The organism is Streptomyces sannanensis, assembly GCF_039536205.1.
Lineage (GTDB): Bacteria > Actinomycetota > Actinomycetes > Streptomycetales > Streptomycetaceae > Streptomyces > Streptomyces sannanensis.
The window spans coordinates 6,379,123-6,402,458 of record NZ_BAAAYL010000001.1 but is presented as its reverse complement, the minus strand read 5'-3'; the positions used below and the strand labels follow the sequence as shown (position 1 = coordinate 6,402,458).

Annotated in this window: 14 protein-coding genes; 9 read left to right on the top strand and 5 right to left on the bottom strand. The window is 70.2% G+C overall.

Going from position 1 to position 23,336, the window contains the following annotated elements; translation table 11 throughout:
- Positions 1 to 204 precede the first annotated feature (204 nt).
- Positions 205 to 1,101 carry an ATP-grasp domain-containing protein gene (locus ABD858_RS29895; protein WP_345043340.1) on the top strand — a complete coding sequence of 299 codons (897 nt, stop codon included), beginning with the start codon at positions 205 to 207 and terminating at the stop codon, positions 1,099 to 1,101.
- A 101-nt stretch (positions 1,102 to 1,202) separates the two neighbouring features.
- Here the strand turns inward: ABD858_RS29895 and ABD858_RS29890 are convergent, their stop codons facing one another.
- The 4 genes from ABD858_RS29890 to ABD858_RS29875 form a co-directional block, all read right to left on the bottom strand.
- On the bottom strand, positions 1,203 to 2,144 hold the full coding sequence (locus tag ABD858_RS29890) for a GNAT family N-acetyltransferase (protein ID WP_345043338.1): 942 nt from the start codon (positions 2,142 to 2,144) through the stop codon (positions 1,203 to 1,205).
- Between the two features lie 8 nt (positions 2,145 to 2,152).
- Complete coding sequence (locus ABD858_RS29885) at positions 2,153 to 2,989, bottom strand: DUF6202 family protein (RefSeq protein WP_345043335.1); 837 nt, start codon at positions 2,987 to 2,989, stop codon at positions 2,153 to 2,155.
- A 32-nt stretch (positions 2,990 to 3,021) separates the two neighbouring features.
- The gene (locus ABD858_RS29880) at positions 3,022 to 4,134 is read right to left on the bottom strand and encodes a DUF6421 family protein (protein ID WP_345043333.1); all 1,113 of its coding nucleotides are present in this window, start codon (positions 4,132 to 4,134) and stop codon (positions 3,022 to 3,024) included.
- A gap of 224 nt (positions 4,135 to 4,358) precedes the next feature.
- On the bottom strand, positions 4,359 to 5,687 hold the full coding sequence (locus tag ABD858_RS29875) for a S28 family serine protease (RefSeq protein ID WP_345043330.1): 1,329 nt from the start codon (positions 5,685 to 5,687) through the stop codon (positions 4,359 to 4,361).
- Between the two features lie 127 nt (positions 5,688 to 5,814).
- Here ABD858_RS29875 and ABD858_RS29870 point away from each other — a divergent pair, with 127 nt between their 5' ends.
- The 5 genes from ABD858_RS29870 to ABD858_RS29850 all read left to right on the top strand — a co-directional run bounded on the left by ABD858_RS29870 (position 5,815) and on the right by ABD858_RS29850 (position 18,599).
- Complete coding sequence (locus ABD858_RS29870; RefSeq protein WP_345043328.1) at positions 5,815 to 6,738, top strand: LysR family transcriptional regulator; 924 nt, start codon at positions 5,815 to 5,817, stop codon at positions 6,736 to 6,738.
- A 10-nt stretch (positions 6,739 to 6,748) separates the two neighbouring features.
- Positions 6,749 to 6,895, top strand: a complete 147-nt coding sequence (locus ABD858_RS29865; protein ID WP_345043326.1) for a hypothetical protein — start codon at positions 6,749 to 6,751, stop codon at positions 6,893 to 6,895.
- A 474-nt stretch (positions 6,896 to 7,369) separates the two neighbouring features.
- The gene (locus ABD858_RS29860; RefSeq protein WP_345043324.1) at positions 7,370 to 15,376 is read left to right on the top strand and encodes a hypothetical protein; all 8,007 of its coding nucleotides are present in this window, start codon (positions 7,370 to 7,372) and stop codon (positions 15,374 to 15,376) included.
- Complete coding sequence (locus tag ABD858_RS29855) at positions 15,373 to 18,147, top strand: serine/threonine-protein kinase (RefSeq protein WP_345043321.1); 2,775 nt, start codon at positions 15,373 to 15,375, stop codon at positions 18,145 to 18,147. Before ABD858_RS29860 ends, ABD858_RS29855 begins: the two co-directional genes overlap by 4 nt.
- 245 nt (positions 18,148 to 18,392) lie before the next feature.
- Complete coding sequence (locus ABD858_RS29850; RefSeq protein ID WP_345043319.1) at positions 18,393 to 18,599, top strand: hypothetical protein; 207 nt, start codon at positions 18,393 to 18,395, stop codon at positions 18,597 to 18,599.
- On the opposite strand, the gene ABD858_RS29845 is transcribed toward ABD858_RS29850, so the two are convergent.
- A complete protein-coding gene (locus ABD858_RS29845) occupies positions 18,565 to 19,854 on the bottom strand; it encodes a phosphodiester glycosidase family protein (protein ID WP_345043317.1) in 1,290 nt (429 codons plus the stop codon). The two genes, ABD858_RS29850 and ABD858_RS29845, sit on opposite strands and share 35 nt — an antisense overlap.
- A 1,226-nt stretch (positions 19,855 to 21,080) precedes the next feature.
- Between ABD858_RS29845 and ABD858_RS29840 the strand changes: the two genes are divergently transcribed.
- From ABD858_RS29840 to ABD858_RS29830, 3 genes are all read left to right on the top strand, one after another.
- Positions 21,081 to 22,367, top strand: coding sequence for a vanadium-dependent haloperoxidase (locus ABD858_RS29840; protein ID WP_345043314.1), 1,287 nt, complete (start codon positions 21,081 to 21,083; stop codon positions 22,365 to 22,367).
- 99 nt (positions 22,368 to 22,466) lie between these two features.
- A complete protein-coding gene (locus ABD858_RS29835) occupies positions 22,467 to 22,718 on the top strand; it encodes a cupredoxin domain-containing protein (RefSeq protein WP_345043312.1) in 252 nt (83 codons plus the stop codon).
- Positions 22,715 to 23,317, top strand: a complete 603-nt coding sequence (locus tag ABD858_RS29830) for a DUF6529 family protein (protein ID WP_345043310.1) — start codon at positions 22,715 to 22,717, stop codon at positions 23,315 to 23,317. The genes ABD858_RS29835 and ABD858_RS29830 overlap by 4 nt, the downstream gene beginning before the upstream one ends.
- The last annotated feature ends 19 nt before the right edge of the window (positions 23,318 to 23,336 follow it).

Genomic DNA, 23,336 nt, shown 5'->3' with positions numbered 1-23,336 from the left:
GTAGGCCTGAACTCGGTATTCCGCTTCAGGCATTCGACGCTCCACCGGTTTATGCCGCATGAAATCCGACAGAGTGCCTCATCATCGACAAGTTCTCCTCAAGTCCGCCAGGAGCCATCGCACTTGACAGTGGTGATGCTCCCGGCAAGGCTGCATGAAAATCCGGATCTCTGTGCGGCATACATCCGCACCCTTGGGGGAAGTGTGAAGATCGGCTTGCTGGGCTGGGACTACTCCGGCATTGACCCCGATGGCCCGGCCCTGATGGAATTCGGGCGCGAGCGCGGGCATGAGATGACTTTCTTCACTCTTGAAGAAATCACCTATCGCTCGGGCACGAATGGCGTCGAGATCGGCCTCGGCGGCGAGCCGGCGGCTTCCTTCGACGCGGTCATCAACCGTTCCAAGCTCTACGGCGACGACTGGCAGGACCGTGTGGAGCGGCTGAGCATGCTCAGCAACGTCCCCGGTCTGCGGCTCTTCGACCCCGCGGACGCCTGGGTGACCGGGTACAGCAAGTTCCAGATGGCCCAGCGGCTGGCCGCGGCCGGAATCCCCGTACCGCCCATACGGTCGGCGGTCACGCTCGCCGATGTCGAGGCCGCGTACCAGGAGTGGGGGCCGCTCGTCCTGAAGCCGTCCTTCGGCTACCGCGGCAACGATGTGGAGCGGATAGCCGACCTCACGGCGGACAAGGCGATCGTGGAGGACCTGCTGTCCCGGTTCCCCACCCTGGTCTGCCAGCCCTATTACTCGACCGCGGGCGGCGAGTACCGGATCACCGTGGCGGGAACCGCGACACCTCTGAACACCCTCAAGCTCCCGGCCGCCGGCTCCTGGCGCTGCAAGACCATGGAGGGGTCGAGCTTCGAGCGGCTCGACGCACCGGACGAACTCGTCGAGCTCTCCCTGCGCGCCACCCGCGCCATGGGCCTGACCCTGGCCGGTCTCGACATCCTTCCGCATGACAGCGGTTACCTGGTCCTCGAGGTGAACCCCGTTCCGGGCTTCCTCGACCTGATGGGGAAGGAGCAGCACCGGCAGGTGCTCGGCGGCGTCTTCGACTGGGCCGAGGCACGCATCGCGGAGACGGCTGAGTAGGCAACCTCCCGTAAGCCGGATCGGGCCCCGCCGACTCCGTGTCGGCCGACGGCCCGCCCTGCGTTCCGAGGACGGAACTCCGGTCCGCCCGGCGTGGCCGGTCACCCCGGACCGGCCCGTCCCCCCGGGCGCTGCTGGTGCATCGCGGTCAGGAACGGCGCCGCGTACACCGCGGGGTCCACCGGCGCCTCGGACACAAGGTACCCCGCGAGACGGCGCTCCGCCGGGTCGGCCTGGTCGGCGTAGCCCAGGATCAGCGTCGGGTCGTTCAAGGCGGCCAGGCTCAGGACGAGATCCGCCTCGTCGGTGTCCTGCGGGTCGGCGAAGTCCTGCGAGGGGACGGCCCGGAATCCCAGGTCGGTCTTGAAGACCAGCAGCCCTGGCCGGGTGAGATGGCCCAGCAGATTGGGCTCGTTCCCCAGCGTCGCCCGCGTGTAGCCCTTGGCGCGGGCGATGTCCATGGCCGCGGGGTAGAGACAACGGGCCAGGCTGACCTTGCGCCATTCCGCGCTGACGGCCGAGAAGCGCAGCACGGCCGTGTCGTCCGCGGGGCGCTCCAGCACCAGGGTGCCCCCGACCAGTTCGTCCCCCTCGAAGGCGAACACACCGAAGAACTTGTCCGGCCCGTGCAGGATGACGTCCCGGTACTGAAGGGCGAAGGGGACCCCGAAGCGCATGTCGCCGACCCGTTCCTCGTAGAGCTTCAGGAACGCGTCGAGTGTGGCCTCGGACACCGGGTCCTCGGTCACCTGGCGCAGATCGGCCTCCTTCGCCCGCCCCCGGGCCCTGCGGATGTCCCTGCGGCCGCTGCGCTCCAGCCGGGCCATGAACTCCGCCTCGTCGGCCCTGAGTTCGGCAGCCCAGGTCACCGTGGTCGGCTTGCGGACGAATCCCCTGCTTGCGAGGCCGGCCCAGCAGTCGGCCGGGGGCTCGGGCATCCGGACCACATCGATGTGCTCCGGCGCCCGGGTCCACGGCTCGTCGGCCAGCTCGGCCGGCCCGATCAGGGCGACCGTCAGGCCGTAGAGATCACGGATCTCCATGCTCTCGCTCAGGCGCCCGTCGGCCCGGCGCCGGCCAGGCACTCCGCGAAGCAGTTGAGCGCGGCGGACCAGCTCTTCGAGTACTCCGCGACCAGGTTCTCGAACTCGGCCGCCTCCGCCTCGGTCACGACCAGGGTGGTCATACCGGTCTCGTCATCGCTGACCTGGGCCGCGTGGCTGGTCTCCGCCTTGATGTGGGAGTCGATCCAGGCGAACTGCTCGTTCGCGGTGAAGACCTTCTCACCGCCATCCGTCAGCACCTTGGCGTACATCCGCCGGAATCCCACCGCGATGTCCAGCGCGATGGTCTCCACCACCCGCAGCTGCACCGCCGCGCCCAGCGGCGAGGTGGCCAGCCGGTCCATGTTGTCCAGCAGCTCGCCGATGGCCGGCGGAATGACCTGCGCCTCCCGCTGCCCGTCCTCGTCGACGTGCGCCTTCAGCGGGTTGAGGATGGTGTCCTCCCACCAGACGTAGTGGATGCCGGCCGGGCCGCTCGGGGCCACCTCGCGGAACTCGGGGGCCGCGTTGTCCAGGTCGTCGCCGATCACCCGGTACACCGTCTGGAAGGCACTGAGCAGGTCGCGCGTGGGCGCGTCCTGGGCCGCGAAGGCACGCGCGGTCACGCCCAGGCCTGCGAGGGTGGTGAACATGAAGCTCTTGGTCATCGCCCGCCACCACACCGCGATGGTGAGCCCGGCTTGCGGGGTCACCGACTCGGCGTTCCTCGCGGTGCCGAAGAACGGGTTGTCCGCGCGTCGCAGCAGCGCCTCGTCGATCTCCAGCTCCACGCGCTCGTCGAGCTCTTTGCGGGCGGCGGGGGAAAGCTCTACGGCAACAGTCACGATCACTCCAGGGAAAGTACGGGGGTGGTGTACTAAACGCCCAGCTTCGCCTTGATCTCGGCGAAGTACGGGATGTGGCGGTAATCGCGGGCCACGGGATCGTAGTCCGTGTACAGATTGGTGAATTCGAGAAGCCGCTTCTGGACCGATTCCACCGGCTCCTCGTGGATCCTGCGCTCGATGTCCTGGATCTCGGCGAGGAACGCGGCCAGGATTTCGACGATCCGCCGGCCCAGGTGGATCAGCCCCGACTCGATCCGGATGCCGTCGTGCCGAGCCAGATAATTGAAGAGCAGCTGCGAGGCCACCGCATCGTAATTGGGTCGCGGGATGCCCTCGACCGCGTACCGCAGCAACCGCTCGGCCAGCACGAACTCATAGGCGCGGCGCGCCTCCTCCTGCGGCAGCTTGTCGTCCGTCAGCAGCACCAGGATGCCGGAGACATCGACCCGCAGCTCCTCCAGACCGGCCAGTGGCTTGGCCTTCTTGGCCGGGAGGAAGTCGGGGATGGGCATGTCGCCCTGCCGGTGGTGGTACTCGTGCAACCGCACCCACCAGGACGATGCCTGCTCGACCTGCCGGTGCGTCGCGTTCTGGATGAGCGGGAAGCTGCCCGGAGCCATCACCGAATTGATCATCTTCCGGGTTGTCCGGAGATGCCGCTCGACGAACTTGTCGATGAAATAGAAGATGAGGTCGTCCGGCTCCTGAAGGCCGTCGATGTGGTTCTCCGGGAAGAGTGCCACGACGACGCGGGACCCGAAGCCGGCGGACCGGCCGGTGATGTTGACCGGCATCGTGTTGCTCGCGTACCGCTCGGCGAGGTGCGGATCGGTCGGCAGCGTCTCGTAGGTGAGGTAGTCCAGCGAAAGCCGCGGAAAGTACGAGGCGTTGAACAGCGAGAAGACGTGGTTGTCCCGGCGGGTGTTGATGTGCTCCTTGGTGGCCTGGAGCCGGCTGCCGGGGGTGAAGGAGCGTATGTCCTCGAGAAACGCCTGGACCACGGGCTGCGCCCTCAGATGACGGGAGCCCTCGAGCCGGCGCGCCAAACGCTGCAGGTGATCCGGCTCGCAGTACGACGACCGCTCTCCAAGGCCTTGCCGCAGTTCATTGGTCTCGGCGAACACCGAGTCCATGTCTTTCATCGCATCGCCTCCCAGGGGGCAGGCGCACCGCAGCCGGCCACGGGTAGGTGGCCGGCTGCGGCACGAAGTTGTCAGACGTGATCACAGCAGATCGTGAGCGATCAGAGTGGAGCCTAACCTTGCGATGCGGGGGCTGACCAGGCTTGCCTGAAACTGATCAGGATCACGCTTTCGACAACAACTCCCTACCTGCGACGGACGTCGGACGTCCAGCGGACGAACTCTCACTGTCCGGCCCAGCGCTCGAGCGTGGCGATTGCCTCGTCCCGCTGGTCGGCGGGCAGGGCGGAGATACGGGCGCCGTGGTTGGAACCGGGAACGACGTACTTGTACGAATCGTGGGAGCTCGGCTCGAACTGCTCGGCACTCCACGGGTCGTTCTGCCCGTAGACGAACATCATGCGCTCGGAGTCGGTCCGCACCCACTTGTCGACGTCGGAGATTGCTTTGCCGCTGTAATCGGTGCGCATGTCGGCGGGCAGCACCGAATTGGGCTGGTAGATGTCCGGATAGTGGCGGACGCCCTTGAGGTGCTTGAACTTCAGGTCGGCCCAGCCCAGCTGAGCGGCGGCCTGCCGGTAGTAGGGGCCGGAGCCGTTGGCGCCGAGTGAGCTGTCCTCGTAGACGGACAGGCCATGGCCGAGCGACCACTTGTAGAGGTCGTCGTCGGACACGGTCCCGGCGTCGGGGACGGTCGGGCAGTCGGCGGCGGTGCCGGACTGCCAGAAGTTCCAGACCTGGTCCAGGACGGCGAACTCGTAGGCACGGTCGGTGGTGCCGAGAGTGTTGGAGAAGGTGTAGCCCTTCTCCTTCGCCGTCGCCTCGAACTTGGGCAGCAGGGTGTCCCGGCGTTCGAGCATCGCGCGCTGGACCGCGTTCAGCGCGTCGCGGCACTCCTTCGTACCGACGGTCTCGAAGAACCGCTCATAGCCGTTGTCGTCACTGTTGTTGGCATCGTTGGGAGCGACGTAGGCGACGACCGCGTCGAGGTCGTCGGGGTAGTAGCGGCGGTGATAGGTCTGCGTCATGCCGCCCTTGCTGCCACCGGTGCCGAGCCACTTGGAGCTCTTGTCGTACAGCGGGCGGATCGCCTCGACGATGGCGTGCTCGTCGCTCGCCTCCTGCCAGACGGTCATCTTCGACCAGTCGACGTCGGCGGGCCGGGAGGGACCGAAGAAGCGGTGCTCGACACTGAGCTGGTTGGCGTCGAGGATCGCGGTGGGCTCACGGGTGGAGCTGGAGAGGCCGTAGCCGCCGGTGTAGAAGACGACGGGCTTGCCGGCCGACTTGTGCCAGAGGGTGAAGCGCTGCTCGAAGGTGCCGAGCTCGGGCTTGCCATGGTCGATCGGCTGCGTGATGGTGAGCGAGTAGAGCGGGAAGCCGCCCTTGTCGGTGACGCCGGTGACGGTCACACCGGGTATCGCGCGCAGCTCGTCCTCGAAGGACGCCGCGGCGGTGGCAGCCGTGTCCGCGGCGGTGGCGGGCGCCACGGTGGTGGCGAGGACGCCCGCCGTGAGGGCGGCGGACAGCAGCAGGGTGGGGATCGTGCGCATGCGCACTCTGGCCTCCTGTTTCTCTGGGCGGCGCGGGGTGTTCGGCTGACCTTGCCTCACCACGTGTCCCGCGAGTAATCCCAAACCGTCATAACACCAAGGAGTTATGGAAAGTTAGGGTGCATCCGTGCAACTCGAAATACGACACCTCCGGGCGCTCAGCGCCATCGCCGAGCACGGCAGCGTCACCCGGGCCGCCGCGGCGCTGGGCATCTCGCAGCCCGCGTTGAGCTCCCAACTCCGTCGTATCGAGGCGTTCCTGGACGGAGAGGTGTTCACACGGGGGCGGCACGGGGTGCGGCCGACGCCGTTCGGCGAGTACGTGATGTCGCGTACGCGCGCGGCTCTCCGCAACATCGACGACCTGCTGGACCGCGCCCCGGGGCAGGCCGGGCCGCAGTCGGTGGTGCGCTTCGGCGCGTACGAGAGTCCGCTGACGCTGGAGGTCATGGAGCGGATAGCGGCGCTGCTGCCCGGGGCCCGCACCGAGCTCCAGGTCGCCTACTACACCGGGCGGCTGCTCGACCGTATCGCCACCGGCCGGCTCGACGGCGCGATGCTCGCCGACTACCCGGGCTTCGAGCTGCGCCCGCAGCCGGTCGTGCGGTACGCCGAGGTGACCACGGAGCCCGTCCATGTGGCACTGCCCGCCGGGCACCCGGCGGCCGCCCAGGAGGAGGTGAGGCTCGCGGATCTCGCCGACGAGGACTGGGTGCTGTCACCTTCGGACGGCACCGGCTGGCCCGAGCATCTGCTGGACGAGTGCGAACGCGCGGGCTTCCGCCCGCGTGCGCGCTACCGGCTGGAGCAGACCGGCATGCGGACGGAGCTGGTCGCGGCCGGGCGCGCGGTCTCCGCCTGCCAGGCCTCGTACAGGGGCGGCGAGGGCATCGCGGTGCGGCCCATCGCCGGCGGGTCCGTGCGGATGCGGCTGCTGCTGGCATGGCACCGCGACAGTGTGCTCGCACCGCACGCCCCGGTGCTGGTGGAGGCCGTACGGGAAGTGCACCGGCGGGCGACCGGACGGCCCGGAACGGCCGCCCGGGGCTGAGCCCCGGGCCGTGTCGGCGAGGCGGCGCGTTCCGGACGGCCCGGTCGCGTTCCGTGAAGGTCAGCCGGCCGGTGAGGCCGCGTCGAGCGACGCGATGGGCGCCGGTACGGTCCCTGCCCTGATCCTCACCCCGGCCACCGTGCGCGCCACCCGTTGACCGTCTCGGCGGGTTCCTGCTTCACCGCGCTGTGCCGGGACAAGTCCCGTTCTTACCTGCGCTCGACAGGCTGTCACGGCCAGTCCGGCCGCCTCGGCGACGTTGACCGCCGCGCCGGCCAACAACTCGGCGGGCACGTGGCCGATTTCGTGGCACGCCACCTCTGACCGTCCGCGCCCGCGGCGTCAACGCGCCGCATGACGATGGCCAGGAGCCGGCTCTACCCGGCGACCGGGTACAGCCGACTCCTGCCACGCTCGGAGAGCAGCCGTACGATGGTCCAGACCCGCCCGATCCACGCTCGTCGTGAGCGCACCTCCGAGGCAGCCCCGCCGGGTGTGCGGTACGAAGGAGCTGGTAGGTTCGACTGACTGCGCCTCAGCTGTCCGTCGGCGCAGCGGTGCCACAAGATGCGGGAAGCCATGACCCCAGGCACCGTTCGTCAGTCCTACGCTTCACTCGCACGGGGGCACGGTGAGCGAGATCATCGAGTGGGCATCGGCTGCCGACCGCTACGCGACGTCGCTCTCCACCGACGCCTCACTGGAGCCCGGTCTCGCGGCGGCCGCCGCGCCGGTCGCAGTGGTCATGGCCAGAGAGGCGCTTTCCCACGCCTACGCCGTCACGCCGGACGAATCCCTCGCCGTACGCCACGTGGAGTCCCTGGCCCGCGCCTTCACCGCCGACGACCGGAACGGCATCGGGGCGTTGCTCGACTTCTGGTACTTCGCATGGACCGGCCGCTTCGCCACCGGCGGCTTCCTCGGAGACGAAGCCCTGCCCCGTTCGTTGAAGTCGGCCCTGCAGACGGTCGTGTCAGCAGGCGGGCGGCCGGCGCTCCGGGCCGCCCAGGGCAGGCTGCTGCGCGAGGCCGAACGCAGGCTCGCCGGAGAGGTCCGGGACGCGGCGGCCGCAGACCGCGTGCTGGGCAAGGAGTTGTTTCTGCGCCCGCTGCAGGAATTATCCGAAGAGGGGCCGTCCGCCTGCCTTCTGCTGACCAGGTCCCCGGCCGACGCCGTCAGGTCGGTCAACAACTCCCTGCCCAAATCCCTGGCCGTGGGCGGGCTCCGCTGGCAGCAAGCGGTGGATGCCGCCGCCCGCATCGCTGCCCGCATGCGAGAGGTGGTGGCGCTCGCCGATGTCGTACAAGAGGCTCCGCCGCCACCGGCGTTGCAGCTCGGCGACGGTGAAACCGCGCAGCTGCCCGAGTCGGCCCGCATTCTCCTCCCCATGGTCCTGCTGGACCTCACCGACGACGGCACCGACGTTTTCGACGCGGCTCCCGTACTGGATCTGCTCGAGGAGCACCTGTCCCCCCTCGAGACGGACCAGATCCTTCGTCCTGCCCTGGTGCTCGGAGAGACCGGGCGCGAGGGCGGCGCGGTGGCCGAGGTTCAGCGGTACCTGAAATCGCTCCGCAGCCGCCTCGACGGCATTGCACGTCATATCGGGAGAAGCCCTGAACTGCTGGAGCTGCTGAAGGAGGTCCGCGGCCAGGTGGCGCAGGGGTGGACCGGGCAGGTCGACTCCCTTCTGGACCTGGCCCGGCCACTGGTGCTGCGGGGCGAGCGTCTGGAGCGGACCAGTGCGCTGCGTGCCAAGCTGGCCGAGCTGGCCGAGCCGGCCGCGGGCGTCGAACGCGACGAGGAGTTGAGCTCCGGTCTGGCCCGCCTCGTATCGATCGTCGATACGGCCGAGCGGACGGACGACGAGGACGCCGCAGCGCAATTGCTGGCCTTGGCAGAGGAGTCGGCGGCCCGGCTGGCTCCCCCGAAGACCGCCGCCGGCGTAACACTCGGGGTGCGCACGCCCGCCGAGGCGACCTACCCCCGACATGGCTCAGGACCGGCTGCGGTCCCGCCGATCGTCCTGCTCTCGGAGTTGCTGGAGGACACATGGCACCCGCTGCTGTCCACCGCGCTCCGCAGCGTCACCGATCCGCGGAAGGCGGCAGAGGCATTCGAAGCGCTGGCGTCCACGGGCTCGGGTCCGGTGCAGCAGGCCGCCGCGGTCTGTGCCATGGGGTGGGCTGTCCTCGACGGGCGCCCGGAGCACGCGCTGGAGCAGCACGGGCGTCTGGCAGCTCGGGCCGGCCGTTCGGCGACCCGGTACTGGAACGAGGGATGTGCGCGCGGCGCGCTCGGTGACATCGACGGCGCCGTCACCGCCTTCGAGGCCGTCGCCCGGCTGGGGGACAGTCCGCCCCAGCTGGTCCTGCAGCCGGTGGTGGACCTCTTCCGGGCCGCCGGGCGGCCCTCCCCGTTCCGCGAGCCGCTCAGGCAGGGCCCGGCGCCGGAGGCTCGGATCGACGCCTTCGCCGCACAGCGATTCGAAGCCACCGCGAAGCAGCTCCGGCTGAGCGGACGCACCGCCGACGCCGAGCTGCTTCTGGAGACACTGACGGAGGTGTCGCCGACGGCGCCCGGGCGCTCGCTGCTGATGAAGATCTACCGGGAGGAGCGCCGGCTGGCCGACGCCGAGCAGTTCGTGGAGCGAGTGCGCTCACGCGGCGCCGCCGACTGGATGCTGGACTTCGACCTCGCCCTGGTCGCAGTCGCGAGCGGCGACGCGCCGAGGGCGTGTGAACTACGGGACCGGCTGGTGGCCTTGGGGGCACCGGCCCAGCACCTGGTGCAGCTGGACCGCCGGCTGACGCACGATCTGTCCGCCCGCCCGGCGGTGTCCGGGCCGGTCGCGCCGCGCCCGGGGCAACCGCCCCGCCTCGACGTCCTGCCGCCGATCCTGCTCCATGAGGACCTGCTTCCTCCGACGTCGGTCAGCCTGCCGGACGGGTTGCAGGCCGCGTTGATGAGGACGGAGAGTCCGCTGGAGGCTGCGCACGCCTTCGCCGACTGGTCCGCCGTCGCGACCGGCCTCGCCGCGCAGGCCGCCGCGGTCTGCGCCATCGGGTGGGCATGCCGGGCCGGTGACGCCGAACTCGCGGCGGGCTGGACGGACAGCCTGCTGCCCGCCGACGCCACCGGCTGGCTGCTGTGGAACCGTGCGTGCGCCCTCGATCTGCTCGGCGATCCGGACGGCGCCGCCCGCACGCTGGAGCAGGCGCTGGACAGCGGCGACCAGCCGCCGCAGGCCGTGTGGTCCGTGGCCGCCGAGCGGCTGGCCGCGGCGGGCCGTCCGGTTCCCTCCTCCCCGTACGCCGCCGTCCGGACCGGCCCTCCGCCGCCCGCTCGGATCGCCCTCACGGCGTCGCAGACCTTCGAGTCGCTGGCCAAGAGGATGTACGAGGCCGGCCACCGGTCCGACGCGGAGTGGCTGCTGCGCGCCCTCGTCGAGGCGGCTCCCAGGACTCCGGGCCGCCTGCTCCTGATGAAGATCTGGCGCGAGGAACGGCGACTCGACGACGCACTCGCTCTGGTCTCGCGTCGGCGCGCTCTCGGAGAAGAGGACTGGAGGCTCTACTACGAGACCGGGCTGGTGGCCGTCGCGGCGGGGCGCCAGGACGTCGCCCTCGACATGCGGCAGAGGGTCGCCGGGCTGGGCGGGGCCGCCGACTGGCTCGCCCAGCTGGATCGGAAGATCGGTACCCAGGGGCCCCCGATGCCTCCGGTGTCCGACACCAGATCCAGGTTCGTGGCACCGGAGCAGCTCATCGTCCAGCGCGCGCTGAGCGGCCCGCAGAACAAGGCCGCTCTCCTGGGGTCGGCCCGGCAGCTGCTCGACGAACAGGGTCCGTCGTCCGTCCTCTCGGTGGCCCGGCAACTGGAGCGCACCGCCCCGTGGGCCGGCCTGACCCTCCTCGATCTGCTGATCGACCGCATCGCCCAGCAGGCGGACCGCGAAGCCCCGAGCGAACTCGGCGACCGGGTCGTCGCCAGTGGGGACGCCAAGCTGGTGGGCCGTCTCGCCGCGGCCCTCGAAGCCTCCGGTGACGACGTGGGCGCCGCCCAACTGCTGGGCGACTTCGCCGAGCGGTGCCGGCCGAACCAACGTCCGAGAATCTGGCACCAACTGATGCAACTGCAGCGCCGCCGCGGGCTGAACGACGAAGCCGATGCACTCGCTGCCCGCACCTCGCCCCCCTTGCCCCCGAGACCGCTGGAACCCGAGCCCGGCCGGGCAGTGCCGCTCAATCCGCGGTTCACGGCCCTCGTGCTGCCCTCGAACCCGGACGGCTCACCTTCGCTGCTTCAACAGGCTCACGAACTGGACCAACTGCACGGTCACGGCCCGGCGGCCGACACCTGGTGCGCCGCACTGGACGCCGGCCACGTCCTCGCGTATCCGCACGCCTTGGGCGCCCTGGTGGCCGCGGACCGTCCCGAAGAGGCCCTGGAGCTGTACCGACGGTACGCCGAGCAGCTCTGGACCGGCTCCTCGACGGCCTGGAACATCGCCGCCGCCTACGCCGGCCTCGGACTGCTGTCCGAGGCGGCGGACACCCTGGAGTACGAGGCCCAGATCAGCAACTGGACGGCACCGGCACCCGAGGACCGGGCCCGCCGGGACGAGATCTTCCGGGCCGAGGGCCGGCCGTCCCCCGGGAGCCTCCTCACCGAGAACAGCGCCGCCGTCGTCGCGGGACCGGCCCCCACGGCTCCCCCACCGGACCAGGGCGTTCGCGCCGCCCCCGCAGGCCCGGCCGGCAAGGCCTCCGCACGGGTCAAACCGATCGAATGGGAGAACCGCACCTGGTCCGATGCCCTCCGGACCGACCTGTCGGGCAGCGTCCCCGGTTCGCCCGACTTCGGCCGGCGGACCGATGCGATGCGCGGGGCGTGCGGCCGCCTGATCGACGGACTGGCGGCCGAGGCGGAGCGCTTCGCCCGCCCGGCGCCCCGGTCGATCGCCCCCGCGCAACTCGAACGGATGACCACCGATGCGCAGGCGTCGTTCGCCGAGGGGCTCGCGGCGGCTCAAGGAGGTCGATGGCAGGAGGCGGCGCGCGCCTGGCGCGGCACGTACGACCGGCACCCCCGCAACGAGGTGGTGGCGGCCAATCTGGCCCTGTCCCTGCTGATGACCGGGGAGCAGACACTCGCCGGGCAGTTGGTGGGCGGGTTCGCGTTCAGCAGCCACTTCATCCAGCTCCGGGCGGCGGTGGCGTATGCGTCCGGTGGCAGCGCCGCGGCTGTCGCGGAGATCACTCGTATGCGCGCCGAGGACCTCGCCCTCGGCCGGACCGAACTGCCTCTGGCACAGGCCGGCTTCGAACTCCACCATCTGAGCGCCCCGGGAGCGGCCGCGCGCACCCTGCTGTCCGTCGCCACCGACCGCCCACCCGGTCTCGGACGGATGTTCGCCGCCGTGGCTCTGCTGCTCGGTCAGGAAGCCGACGACGACACGCTGGTCGACGGGGCTCACCAGTGCTTCATGCGCCAACTGCCGCCGGTCGGCGAGGTGGTGCAGGCGGCACTGCGGGAGCGCCGGCCGGACCATCTCCTGCTGGTCCCGGGTCTGCTCAGGGGCAACATCCTCGGCAAGGTGGCGAACGCACGTTCGACGGAGCTCCGGCGGGATCCGCCGTCGCACCGCAGGCTGCAGCTGCTGCGCACCGTGCTCGAGCAACGGCGGGGCAGCTCGCCCAATGCGCGGTGGCACTGGGCCAGGACACTGTGGCAGGACGGGGAGAGTGCCGCGGCCACGCTGGAATACCGGGCGGTGGCCCAGGAGTTGGCGGCCAAGCCCGGCCGACCGCGTCTCGCCGCCGCGGTGGAGGAGTGGATCCAGGCCGCCCGCAGCAGCGGCGACACGGCTCTGCACCGAGCGGCGCTGGCCGGGAAGCAGGATCTGGGTCTGCCGCTGCGTACCCGGGAGCTGGAGATTCTCCGCGGTGACGACGTGGCGCCCGAAAGCCTGCTCCTGGACCTGACCGCGGACCTGGTCTCGTTCGAAGCGGCCGATGTGGTCGAGGCGCCGCTGGAGGCGGTACACCGGCTGGACCGGATCGTGGAGACGGTGCGTTCCCTGGCCTCCGGCGGCGACGACGAGGTGACGACCGAACAGCTCGCGGACGTCTGGTACCACCAGCTCGCACAGGACATCGACAGCGACGAGGGCCGCGAACGGCTGATGGCGCTGCGGAAGCAGGCCCAGGAACTGAGCCGACGGGTCGGCGATCCCGTCCTGCGCGACGCGGTGCAGAGGGTCAGTGTGGTCACCTACCAGCTCTGGGAGGAGTCCGGGCGTCGGCTGCTGCCGCCTCGGGTCGAGGAGCCGTTCACCGTGACCGGGGCGGAGCTCTGGCGCTACGGGACGGGACCGGTTCATGTCCGGCTGACGGTGGAACCGCAACTGGACGGGGGCCAGGTCGAGATCGGCTGGAACGGTTCGTCGCCCGCCCGGGTGCGCCTGAGCCGCGGGCGGAGCCACCAGGTCGTCTTCCGCGTGGACGAGTTGTTCGAGGTCGACCAGGCGGAGCTGGAGTTCCGGGTCTACCGCCCCGGAGTGGAGATGGAGATGCTGCGGATCTCCTATCCGGTGGAGGACCGGCCGTGGCCCGGGGAACTCGGCAGGCACGCCTTCGCCGCCGGCAGCCCCGCCAATGACCGGATCCGGGTGCCCCGCGAGGCCGAACTCGCCCTCTTGCGCAACCACTACACTGGCCGCCCGGCGGCTCCTGTGCGCTTCCTGCACGGGCCACGGCAGGTGGGCAAGACCACTCTGGCCCGTTCGCTGTCGGTTCACCCGCTTCCGGAGGACCCGGCCGAGTGGCCGCTGCCCGGCGTGCTCGCCGTGGAGATCAACGGCGAGGAGTGGAGCCACCTCGGCCACCCGCCCCTCTGGGAGTGGCTCGCCGAGCAGGTCCTCGACGGGCTGCAGAGGTCCTGGCCAAGGGGAACGCACAGCACGGGCCCGCTGCCTGCCACCGCCTACGACTTCCGCAAGTGGCTGACCGGCATGCGGATGGAGGGCCTGGATCAGTGGCGCCTGCTGCTCATGGTCGACGAGTTCCAGACGCTTCTCGACCGGGTGTCCGACTCCGGAATGCCGATCGCCCACCTGGGCGACCAGTTGCGGGCCATGGCAAGCAGCCCGGCCGTACCGCTCCTGCTGCTGACGCTGGGTTCCTGCAGCTTCGAGAGCCTGAAGGCTCGGCTCCTTCCCCACCGGAGCAACCTCACCGATGAGATCAGGGAGTTCCCGGTGGGCTTCATGGAGCCCGACCAGGCCCGGTTGATCTTCCAGCGGGGATTCGACGACGGCGTGTTCCTGCAACAGGCGGTGGTCGAGCGTGTGGTCGAGTACACGGGTGGCTACCCGTACCACGTCCATTGCATGGGCGAGGAGCTGGTGAAGCTGCTGGAGGGCCGGCGGGTCTCCGTCATCACCCCCGAGGACGTGGAGGCCGCTGCCGTCGCGCTGGTGGAGAGACCCGAGGTGATCAAGCCGATCGCCGACCTGCAGAACGAGCCGGGAGTGGAGAAGGCCGTCGCCCACCTGCTGGAGAACGCCACCGGTCCCGATGAGACGACCATCGACGGCGACGCGGTGGAGATGGCGACGGATCCGGAGGTCGACCGCGGCCTCGGCAGGATCAGGGAACTCGGTCTGATCCGGCGCGACGGACACAGCGACTGGGTCTGGTCGAACATGCTGATCTACCTGTGGCTGAAGGAACGGCACGCCCGACTGCAACGCAAGCAGCGGGCGAGGGAGGCGGAGCGGCCGGCTGCCACTGCCCTTGAACCGGCGGAGGTGAAGGATCCTGCCGAGGCGCTCCGGGAGGCGGGGTTCGTCCTGGGCGAGGAGCTGGGACGGCAGACGATCGACGGCTTCGCCACGGTGCGGAAGGTGAGTCTGAACGGCCGCACCGCGGTGGCCAAGCTGCTCAACCCCGACGGGGACACGTTCAAGTGCCAGGCCCTGGAGGACCGGTTTGACGCAATCCGCAGGAGCGTGAGCGGCGGGGTGCCCCAACTGCTCCAGGAGCGCGGGGTGGTGGACGGAAAGTGGTTCGTCTTCGACTGGGTGGAAGGCATCACCCTGGCCGAGGTCGCCCGACGGTACGACCGCCGGCAGTACCACTGGCAGCAGGCGGTGGCCTGGATCGCGGAGGCGGCGGACATCGTGGCCCGCGTATACCGCGCCGGCGGTCTCACCCACGGCGATGTCAAGCCCGAGAACATCGTCCTGGCACCCGACCACAGCCGGGTGACGGTGCTGGACTGGGGCGGCGGCAGCCTCGACGGCCAGGTCAGCCCCCTCTTCCGCGACCACGCCGGTGACCAGCGGTACGCCGCGGAGGGGTTGCTCTACGACATCGAGGGGGAGAGGGGCGCGCTCGCCGAGGATGACGCCTACTCCCTCGCCGCAACACTGTTCGAGCTCGTCCACCCCGAACGCAGGCCCCTCAGCTCCTACGAGCCGCTGGAGAAGGAGGACCAGATCTACGAGATCGAAGGCTGCGCGTCGTTGGCCCTGTCGGGCGCCCTGCGCAAGGCGCTGCTCGCACCCCCGGCCCGCCGATTCCAGGACGCGGCAGAACTGGCAGCCGAACTGAGGAGAGCCGCTCAACCATGACAGCACCCACCCCTCGCCCGGTGCCCGGTCCCCGCCCGGGGCCTGCACGTGGCCACGCCGCCGGCCGCGACTGGCCCGCCCGGCTGTCCGCGGCGCTGCCCGCCAGGCCCGACCGCACCGTACTGCCGTACCACTCACCCGCCGGTGAGCAGGCGTCCTACGCCTATCCGACGGAGGACGACGCCATCGTGCTCCTTCCGGGGGTCGCGGTGGTCGTGCACCTCCTGCCGGCCGTCGGCGGCCGAATGCTGGGCCACTTCGCGGCGTACCACTGGCACCATGAACTGGGCACCACGCGGACCGCCGTGCCCAATCCGTTCGCCCGGATCCGGCAGAAGCAGTCGGTCCTGTACTCCAAGCTGGGCCGCAAAGTCAGAACCGAGGGCGTGGTGGTCCACCACGACGACGTGGACGTGGCTTCGGTGGAGCTGGACCTCGGGCACCGGCTTGTGCCGTTGAGCGCGCTCGACACTTGCCTTGCGGGCATCGCGCCGGGCCGGCAGATGGAGACGACCGACCGGCTCCGCAACAGGCTGGTCCGCCGGCTGCCCGAGTCCTGGCCCGACAACGGATACCGCTGCGGTCGTGTGATCAGCTATCAGGACACCTGGGTCGTGCACGAGGGCAGGCACATCGACCCCGCCGGACAGGACAGCCGGGTGGCCCTGGTCATGGGCCCCAACAACGCGGACAGCCGATACGGTCCCCACCGCGAGTACGACGTGGTGCACCAGTCGGCCTCCGGCCCGACCCTCGCCCCCTTCACCACGGAGAACGGCACCCGGATCGTCGTTCCCCTGCCATTGCCGCCAGGCAACCACCTGGCCGCCCGGCTGGACGCCGGACTGAGCACCTCCGAAGCGCTGGGCCACTCCCTCGCTCTGCTGCGCACGATCGCCGACCAGCACGCCCGGCGCATCGTGCACCAGTCGATCAGGCCCGAGCTGGTGTTTCCGCGTGAGGACGGCAGGACGGTCACGCTGATCGGCTATGCCTACGCCCGGATCGACAACCGGGCCGGTGGCACGGAACTACTGCGGTCGGCGGTGCGGGACGTCCATGTCGCGCCGGAGATCCGCGGGGCGCAGGTCCGCACGGTTCCGCAGGCCGCGGACATCTGGTCATGGGCCTCGGTGACGGTTGCGTTGTTGCGAGGACGTGCGGCGGGCGACCACCCGCTGGCAGAGATCGGCCGGCTCCCCTCGGACGTACCCGATGCGTGGATCCGCGCCCTGGAACGCTCGCTCGGTCAGCAGGGGCTGCGCCCCTCCGCGTCCGAGTTGCTGACGGCCCTGGATTCCGTCCCCGCGGTCAGCACCACCGTTCGCCCCACATCCCCGCAGCCCTCCTCCCCCGGCCCGCGTCCGCCGTCGCAGACAGCGGCCACCGGTTCATCCGCCGCTCCCGGGGCTCGGCTGTACCAGCTGGGGCCGCACCGGACGGAGCAGGAGAGGGAGGTCGCCCACACCCTCGCCAGAGGTCTCGACCCGGCCGACGCCGTGGTCGTCGCGGCACGCGCCCATCGCCGGGGCCGGGACACGGACGTCGACTGCGTCGTTCTGCGTGGCGATGTACTGATCGCTGTCGAGTGCAAGAACTGGCGGCTGCCCGACGGGCTCGACCCCGAGAGTGACACCTGGCAGCCCGCGGCCGGGGTGACGCGCGCCTACACCTCCCGGTCACCGTTGCCCCTGCTCCGTCAGCTTGCCCCGGCTCTGCGACAGCAGATCGGATGGCCCGGGCGGACAGCCTGTCTGCTGGTCGTCCCCCGGGTGCCCGAGCTCGCCGCCCCGGGTACGCAGGCTGCCGCAGCCCTCGTCTCCCAGCGCCCCGAAGACCTGCTCCAGCGCATACGGGAGATCGCCCCCGGCAGCGACGGGCGCCCGCCGGAGTTCGAGGACTGCCTTCGGCGGCTGGTCGGCGAGATCGCAACACCCGCGATGCTGGGCGGCTTCAGACTGGAGTCCCTGCACGCACTGGGCAACGGCTGGCAGGCGTTCAAGGCGGAGGCCTTCGGCCGGCCTCACTACCTCAAGGTCATCGGCGAGAACATGTCCACCCTGCCGCCCGCCGAGGCCGCAGCCCTGCGCGCCGCGCTCAGCACCCGAACCCACGACGTGGCAAGGGTCCTGGCAGGCCGCCCCGGCCTCAGCGACCGCGTCTTCCGCCCGGTGCAGCTACCAAGGGACACCTCCGAGGTCGAACCGCATCTGCTGGTCGCCTATGCCTGGGAGCACGACCACCCACTGCGAGCGCTCACCAGCCCGCTGCCCACCTCCGAGGCCGTACGCGTCGTCGCCGGACTCGCCACCGCCATCGCCGAGCTCCACGCCGGAGGTGTGGTGCTGCGGCACCTCTCTCCGGACTCCGCCTACCGGTGCACACCGCCGCCGGGCGCGCCCAGCGGTCCGTACTACAAGGTGTCGATGCTCGAATGGATGCGCGTGCCCGATGCCACGACGGCCTCCGTCTCGCGGCTCTTCTCCCGGGACCCCTCTCCCTATGTGGCCCCGGAGATCCGGACCGGCAACGCCCATCGTCTGCCGGCGGCCGACCTCTACTCCCTCGCGGGTGTGGCGCACTGGCTGCTGACGGGCGAAGATCCGCCCTACAGCCGGGCCCATGAACGGGTCGGGCCGGTGCTCGCCCAGCACGGGGCCGGCCGGGAGCTCGCCGCCGTGCTGTCGGCGGCGATGCGGCCGGCCGCCGAGCGGCCGCAGTGGTCCGCCTCGGAGTTCTCGGCACGCCTGGCGGCGGCCTGTGCCGTATGAAGGTCAGTCGTATCCGCACCCGAGAATCGAGGTCTGCGAATCCGGGCCCACCTCGTGCGCCCGCGCCCGGGCGGTCCAGACGCGTCGAGCCCTTCGCTGCGGCCCAGGAGCCGCCCTCTCCCCCTGATCCCCGAACCAGGTTGCCAGCGGCCCCTGTGCCCGGTGCACCCGCAACGCGCCCCGTCCCGCCCCGGTCACGGTGAAAACCGATTGCCCGGCCGCTGAGCCCTGCCCAGAATCGCGGCATGGATGATCATCAGCACACCGACTTCTCCGTCAAACCCACACTGACCGGCGAGCTGGTGGTGCTGCGCCCGTTCGACCTGGCGCAGGACGCGCCGGCGATCCGCGACTGGCTCACCGACCCCGAGGGCCCGGGCCCCTTGGCCCGGGCCAGTCGCCACTGTGGTGGCAGCGTCAGCCCTTGCCGCCGCGGTATGGGGTGTCCATGAAGACAAGGGCGTCGCCGACGGCCCGCTCGGTCTTTCCGCTCGGCTGGTTGACCAGTGCGCCCTCGACCGACATGGTGCTGGAGCCGCCGCCGTCGAGGTTGACCGCGTCGTGCATGCCCAGCGCCTGAGCGACAGCAGCGGTCTCGTCCATGGTGGTGCCGACGCTGGTGGTCATGCGACCGTCGATCGTCGCGAGCATGATCTGTCCGTCTCGCGTCGTGCCGGCGATGGTGCGGGGGTTGCGCGAGTTGTCCGCACCGGGCTTTACCACGATCTGTCCGTCCGCCGTGAGCCGGAAGCGGCCGCTCACACCGAACAGCCCCTTACGCGCGGGAAGTTCCTCACCCTGCTCGTTGACCAGGGTGGAGGTCACCTTGAGGCATCCCTGTCCTGCGACCTGCAGGAGGGACGCCGCGTCCCGGCCCGTCGCCTGCAAGGAAGTCTGGCCGTCCGCCAGCTCCGTGCCACGAGTCGTCGAGGTACGCACCACGCAGCCGTGCCGGTCGAGGACGACCTCCACGCCGGCTCCGGACGGGGTGGCGCCGGCGAACTCGGGGGTGAACTGAACCACATCGCCGGGCAGGGTGCACAGGGTCTGGTCGGTGAGGCCGGCGCAAGCGCCCGGAACCACCGGCGGGTGGTTGATGTACTCCAGCGGCAACGTGGCCTCGGTCTGCCGGTTCTGCACGCTACCGGACCAGCTCAGCTGGCCCATCAGGACCCGGTTGCTGTTGGCGTCCACGACGAAGTCGACCTCGTCGCGGCCGCGGGTGGGTTCGCTGAGGAGATTCCCGCCGTACAGGCCAAGGCCCACCGGGTCGCCGGGGTACTGCGCGCTGGCGGTGAAGGTGAAGAAGGAGGCGTTGACCCCGGCCAGGGCGCCGGAGGAGCGGACGAGGTCGGTGGTCTTCTCGGTCTTGGCCAGGTCCGGCCCGTAGGTGGCCTCCAGGTGCCCACGGGTCTTGTGGGGGTCGATCGTCAGTACGTTGACCACCCACGGGCCGCGCGTCGTGGTGTTGATCTGGTCGGCCTGAGCGGGCTCGGTCCCACGGACGATGCGGGTCAGTGTCACACCGTCGGCCAAGGTCTGGCTGCTGCGAGTCTCTTCCAGATTGGCATCGCCCAGCGGAAGGGATGCGTCAGCGGCTGCGGCGTGGCCGGTCGGGACGAGAACGAGGGACAAAACGGCCGTCGCAGCTGCCGCGACCGCTGCGGCACGCTTCGACCGGAAAGCATATCGGGAGTGGGAAGTCATGCCGACGATCTTCTTCGGCTTGGGAAAACTTTACCGCGTCAGTAGTTGATCGATTGGCGGCAGGCGGATTAATCATCCAGTCCGGCGGATGCGGCGACGCTCCGCGTCGCGACCACGGGAGGCGATTCTCCCCCGCAAGCGGGAGGTACCCCCACCCCGGCGTGAACGCCGGGGCATCCTCGCCGGAACCAGGTGAAAACCGACGGCTCACCACGGGTTCATGATCTGGTCCAGGGCCGGCATGTGGGGCGGCTGCATGAGGCAGTGCCGCACCGACTCGACCACGCCGGCCTGTTCGACGTCACCACGCCGTCCTGGACGCCGCCCACGTCGCCGGGGCTAGGCTGCCTCGAGTGTCGCCGTCGGCTGTGGCAGCGGCAGTTCCCCTCGCATCACCGGCGTGTGCGTATGGTGCGCGTCGGTCGTCCGACCTGAACCCCCACACCGAGCAGAGCCCCGATCCGCGAAGCGTCGACCGGAGCCCAACGGCCGCCAAGATCCACTCGGCGCAGTCACGGGGTCGCAGCCACCAGGTGTACTCCCCCACCGGGACACGCGCGTAGGCCGCTGACCTGCGGTGACGAGATGCGACGTTCAGGACTTCGCGACACGGCGCGCGCAGCGATAGATACCGGACGAAGTACCGGCCGGACAAGGGGCTTTGTCTGGGACGCAAAGGGGGTCAAGCGGGATGACCTCATTTGGATGGGTCGGGAGCGGTGATGCCCCTCGGCCAGCCATGGGGACTTCCCGTAGGAGAGCTGTCCAGCGCGCGAAGGCAGGCCCCACCCGGCACCGCCGCACCCGACGGCAGGCCGATGACGGCAAGGCCGGAGTTGCGGCATGGATCGGGTGCCCGCAGGCTTAGTCTGGCGAGCGACCCTGATGACGCAAAGAGGTGATCAGGTTGCAGGACCATTCGCGCCCGGTCACCCCTCCGACACTTTGGTGTGGGTGACCCGTGTCGCCTCATGGGCCGGTATCCCGGTGAATCCAGTCACGATTCGCCAAGCGACCCGCCCCAGCACAGGAATCAGGCAGACGGGACCTGGCTTCGTAATCCCCGTCGAACTCCGGAGCAGAAGTACTCCTTTGCGGCACGCGCTGCGGACTCCCCGCTCGATCCATGGTGTCCGCTGACCGACCGGTCCGCAGTGGCCCAAGTGGTCGACGTGTACGACCACCGGTTGCCACAGCCCGCCACCAGCGAAAAGGAGCGACAGAACATGGGTGGAAAGCAGAAGACACTCGCCGTACTGATCGGAACCACGCTGGCAGCCGCACTCACCGGCCCGGCCTTCGGGTCCACCGCCGCCACCGCCGCTCACTCGCCGACCCTGCTCGCCGCCACCCCGGGGTCCGGGATGTCGGTCGTGGAGTGGAACCGCGAGCTCATCACCATCCTGAGCGATCCGAAGGCCCAACCCTCCACCGTCCATCCGACGCGCAGCTTCGCGCTCCTCCAGGCCGCCGAGTACGACGCGGTGGCATCGATCACCCGGGCCGAACCGGCCTACCTGGTCTCGGTGTCGGCGCCGCGAGGGGCCCGTTCCGATGCCGCGGCGAACCAGGCGGCCCACGATGTGCTGGTCGCGCTGTACCCGGCCAAGCGCGCAAGCGTGGACCGGCGGCTGAACAGCCGGCTGTCCGCGATTCCCAACGGCACCGGCAAGCAGGCGGGCATACGCGTGGGAGCCGCGGTCGCCCGCCGACTGATCAGCCTGCGGTCCCATGACGGATCCGCGGCCAGGCCGCCGCGGTTCACCCCCGGCACCAAGGCCGGTGACTACCGGCCCACGCCACCCGACTTCCCCACACCGGTGTTCACCAACTGGGGCTCGGTCAAACCGTTCGTGCTGAACAGCGCAAGCCAGTTCCGGCCGGCAGCGCCGCCGGCCGTGAGCACCGCCGCGTACGCCACCGCCTTGAACGAGGTCAAGAGCCTGGGGAGCAAGACCAGTACCACCCGCACCGCCGATCAGACCGCGGCCGGGAAGTTCTGGGCGGCAGCGCCCGTCTGGAACGTCTGGAACCAGGTCGCGCAGGACCTGGTCACCGCCGAGAACGCAAGCCTGGAGAAGGCAGTGAAAGTCTTCGCCAGGCTCGACCTGTCCCTCGCCGACACCGCGATCGCGATGTACGACGCCAAGTACGCCTACCGGGTATGGCGGCCCGTGACCGCCATACGGCTCGGTGGTACGCACTACAACCCGGGCATCGTCGGCGATCCCCACTGGACCCCCCTGCTGCCGACCGCCCCGGATCCGTCCTACCCCGGCGCTCACGGCGCCCTCAGCCAGGCGGCGGCAACGACGCTCGCCGGGTTCTACGGTGCGCGGCACCCTCTCGCGGTGACGTCGAAGGGCGTCACCCGAACCTTCACCGGCTTCCAGGACGCCGCCACCGAAGCGTGGCTCAGCCGAATCTGGACCGGCCAGCACACCTCCCTCGACAACGGCGCGGGCCAACAACTCGGCACACAGGTAGCCGATTTCGTGGCACGCCGCCTCTGACCCGCCGGCACCCGCGGCGTCAACCCGCCGCATGACGATGACCAGGAGCCGGCTCTGCCCGCCCTATCGGGTACAGCCGGCTCCTGCCACGCTCGAAGAGTGGCCGCGGCCTCGGCCTTTGCGTTCTCCCCGGCCACACTGACGGTCAAGGCGGGCACGAAGGTGACCTGGAGCAACACCGACCCCGACGCTCACACCGTCACCAGCAAGCAAGGAACGGGCGGGCCACTGCGGTCGGGAGCCCTCACCACCAACGACACCTACAGCTACACGTTCACCGCACCCGGCACCTACCCCTACTACTGCACCATCCACCCGTTCACGACCGCCACCGTGGAGGTGACCCCGTGACCGAGCACACACACGACTCCAACGACGGCGGCGAGCAGGACCTCGCTCACCCCGCCAACCACCGACGGCTCTACGGCATCCTGTGGATTCTCCTGCCCGTGGCGGTGGTGGTCGGCCTCTACTGGTACGGCCGCGTGCACACCCCTAACTACGAGACCAGCCTCTTCGGAAACCGCGGCACCGACGCAAAACGGCTGAAAGCCCAACTGGGCACCGCGCTGCTGGGCCTGGCGCTGATTCAGCTACTTCTCGCCCTGTGGATGTACGGCCGCCTGCCCGCACTGCGAGCCGCACCGCACGGGGTCCACACTACGCACCGCCTCATCGGCCTGACCGCCTTCCTCCTCTCCCTGCCCATCGCTCGGCACTGCATCACCGCCTACGGCGTCCAACTGACCGACACCCGCGTGGCACTGCATTCGCTCACCGGCTGCTTCCTCTACGGGGCCTTCGTCGCCAAGGTCATCGTGGTCCGGCATCGCCGCTGGCCCGGCTGGGCACTCCCCCTGGCTGGCGGTACCCTCGTCACCGCGATCGCCCTGATCTGGTACACCGCCGCCTTCTGGAACCTGAACGGCGCCCAGGCACCCGGCCTGTGAGCAGAACCTGAGGCGCTGA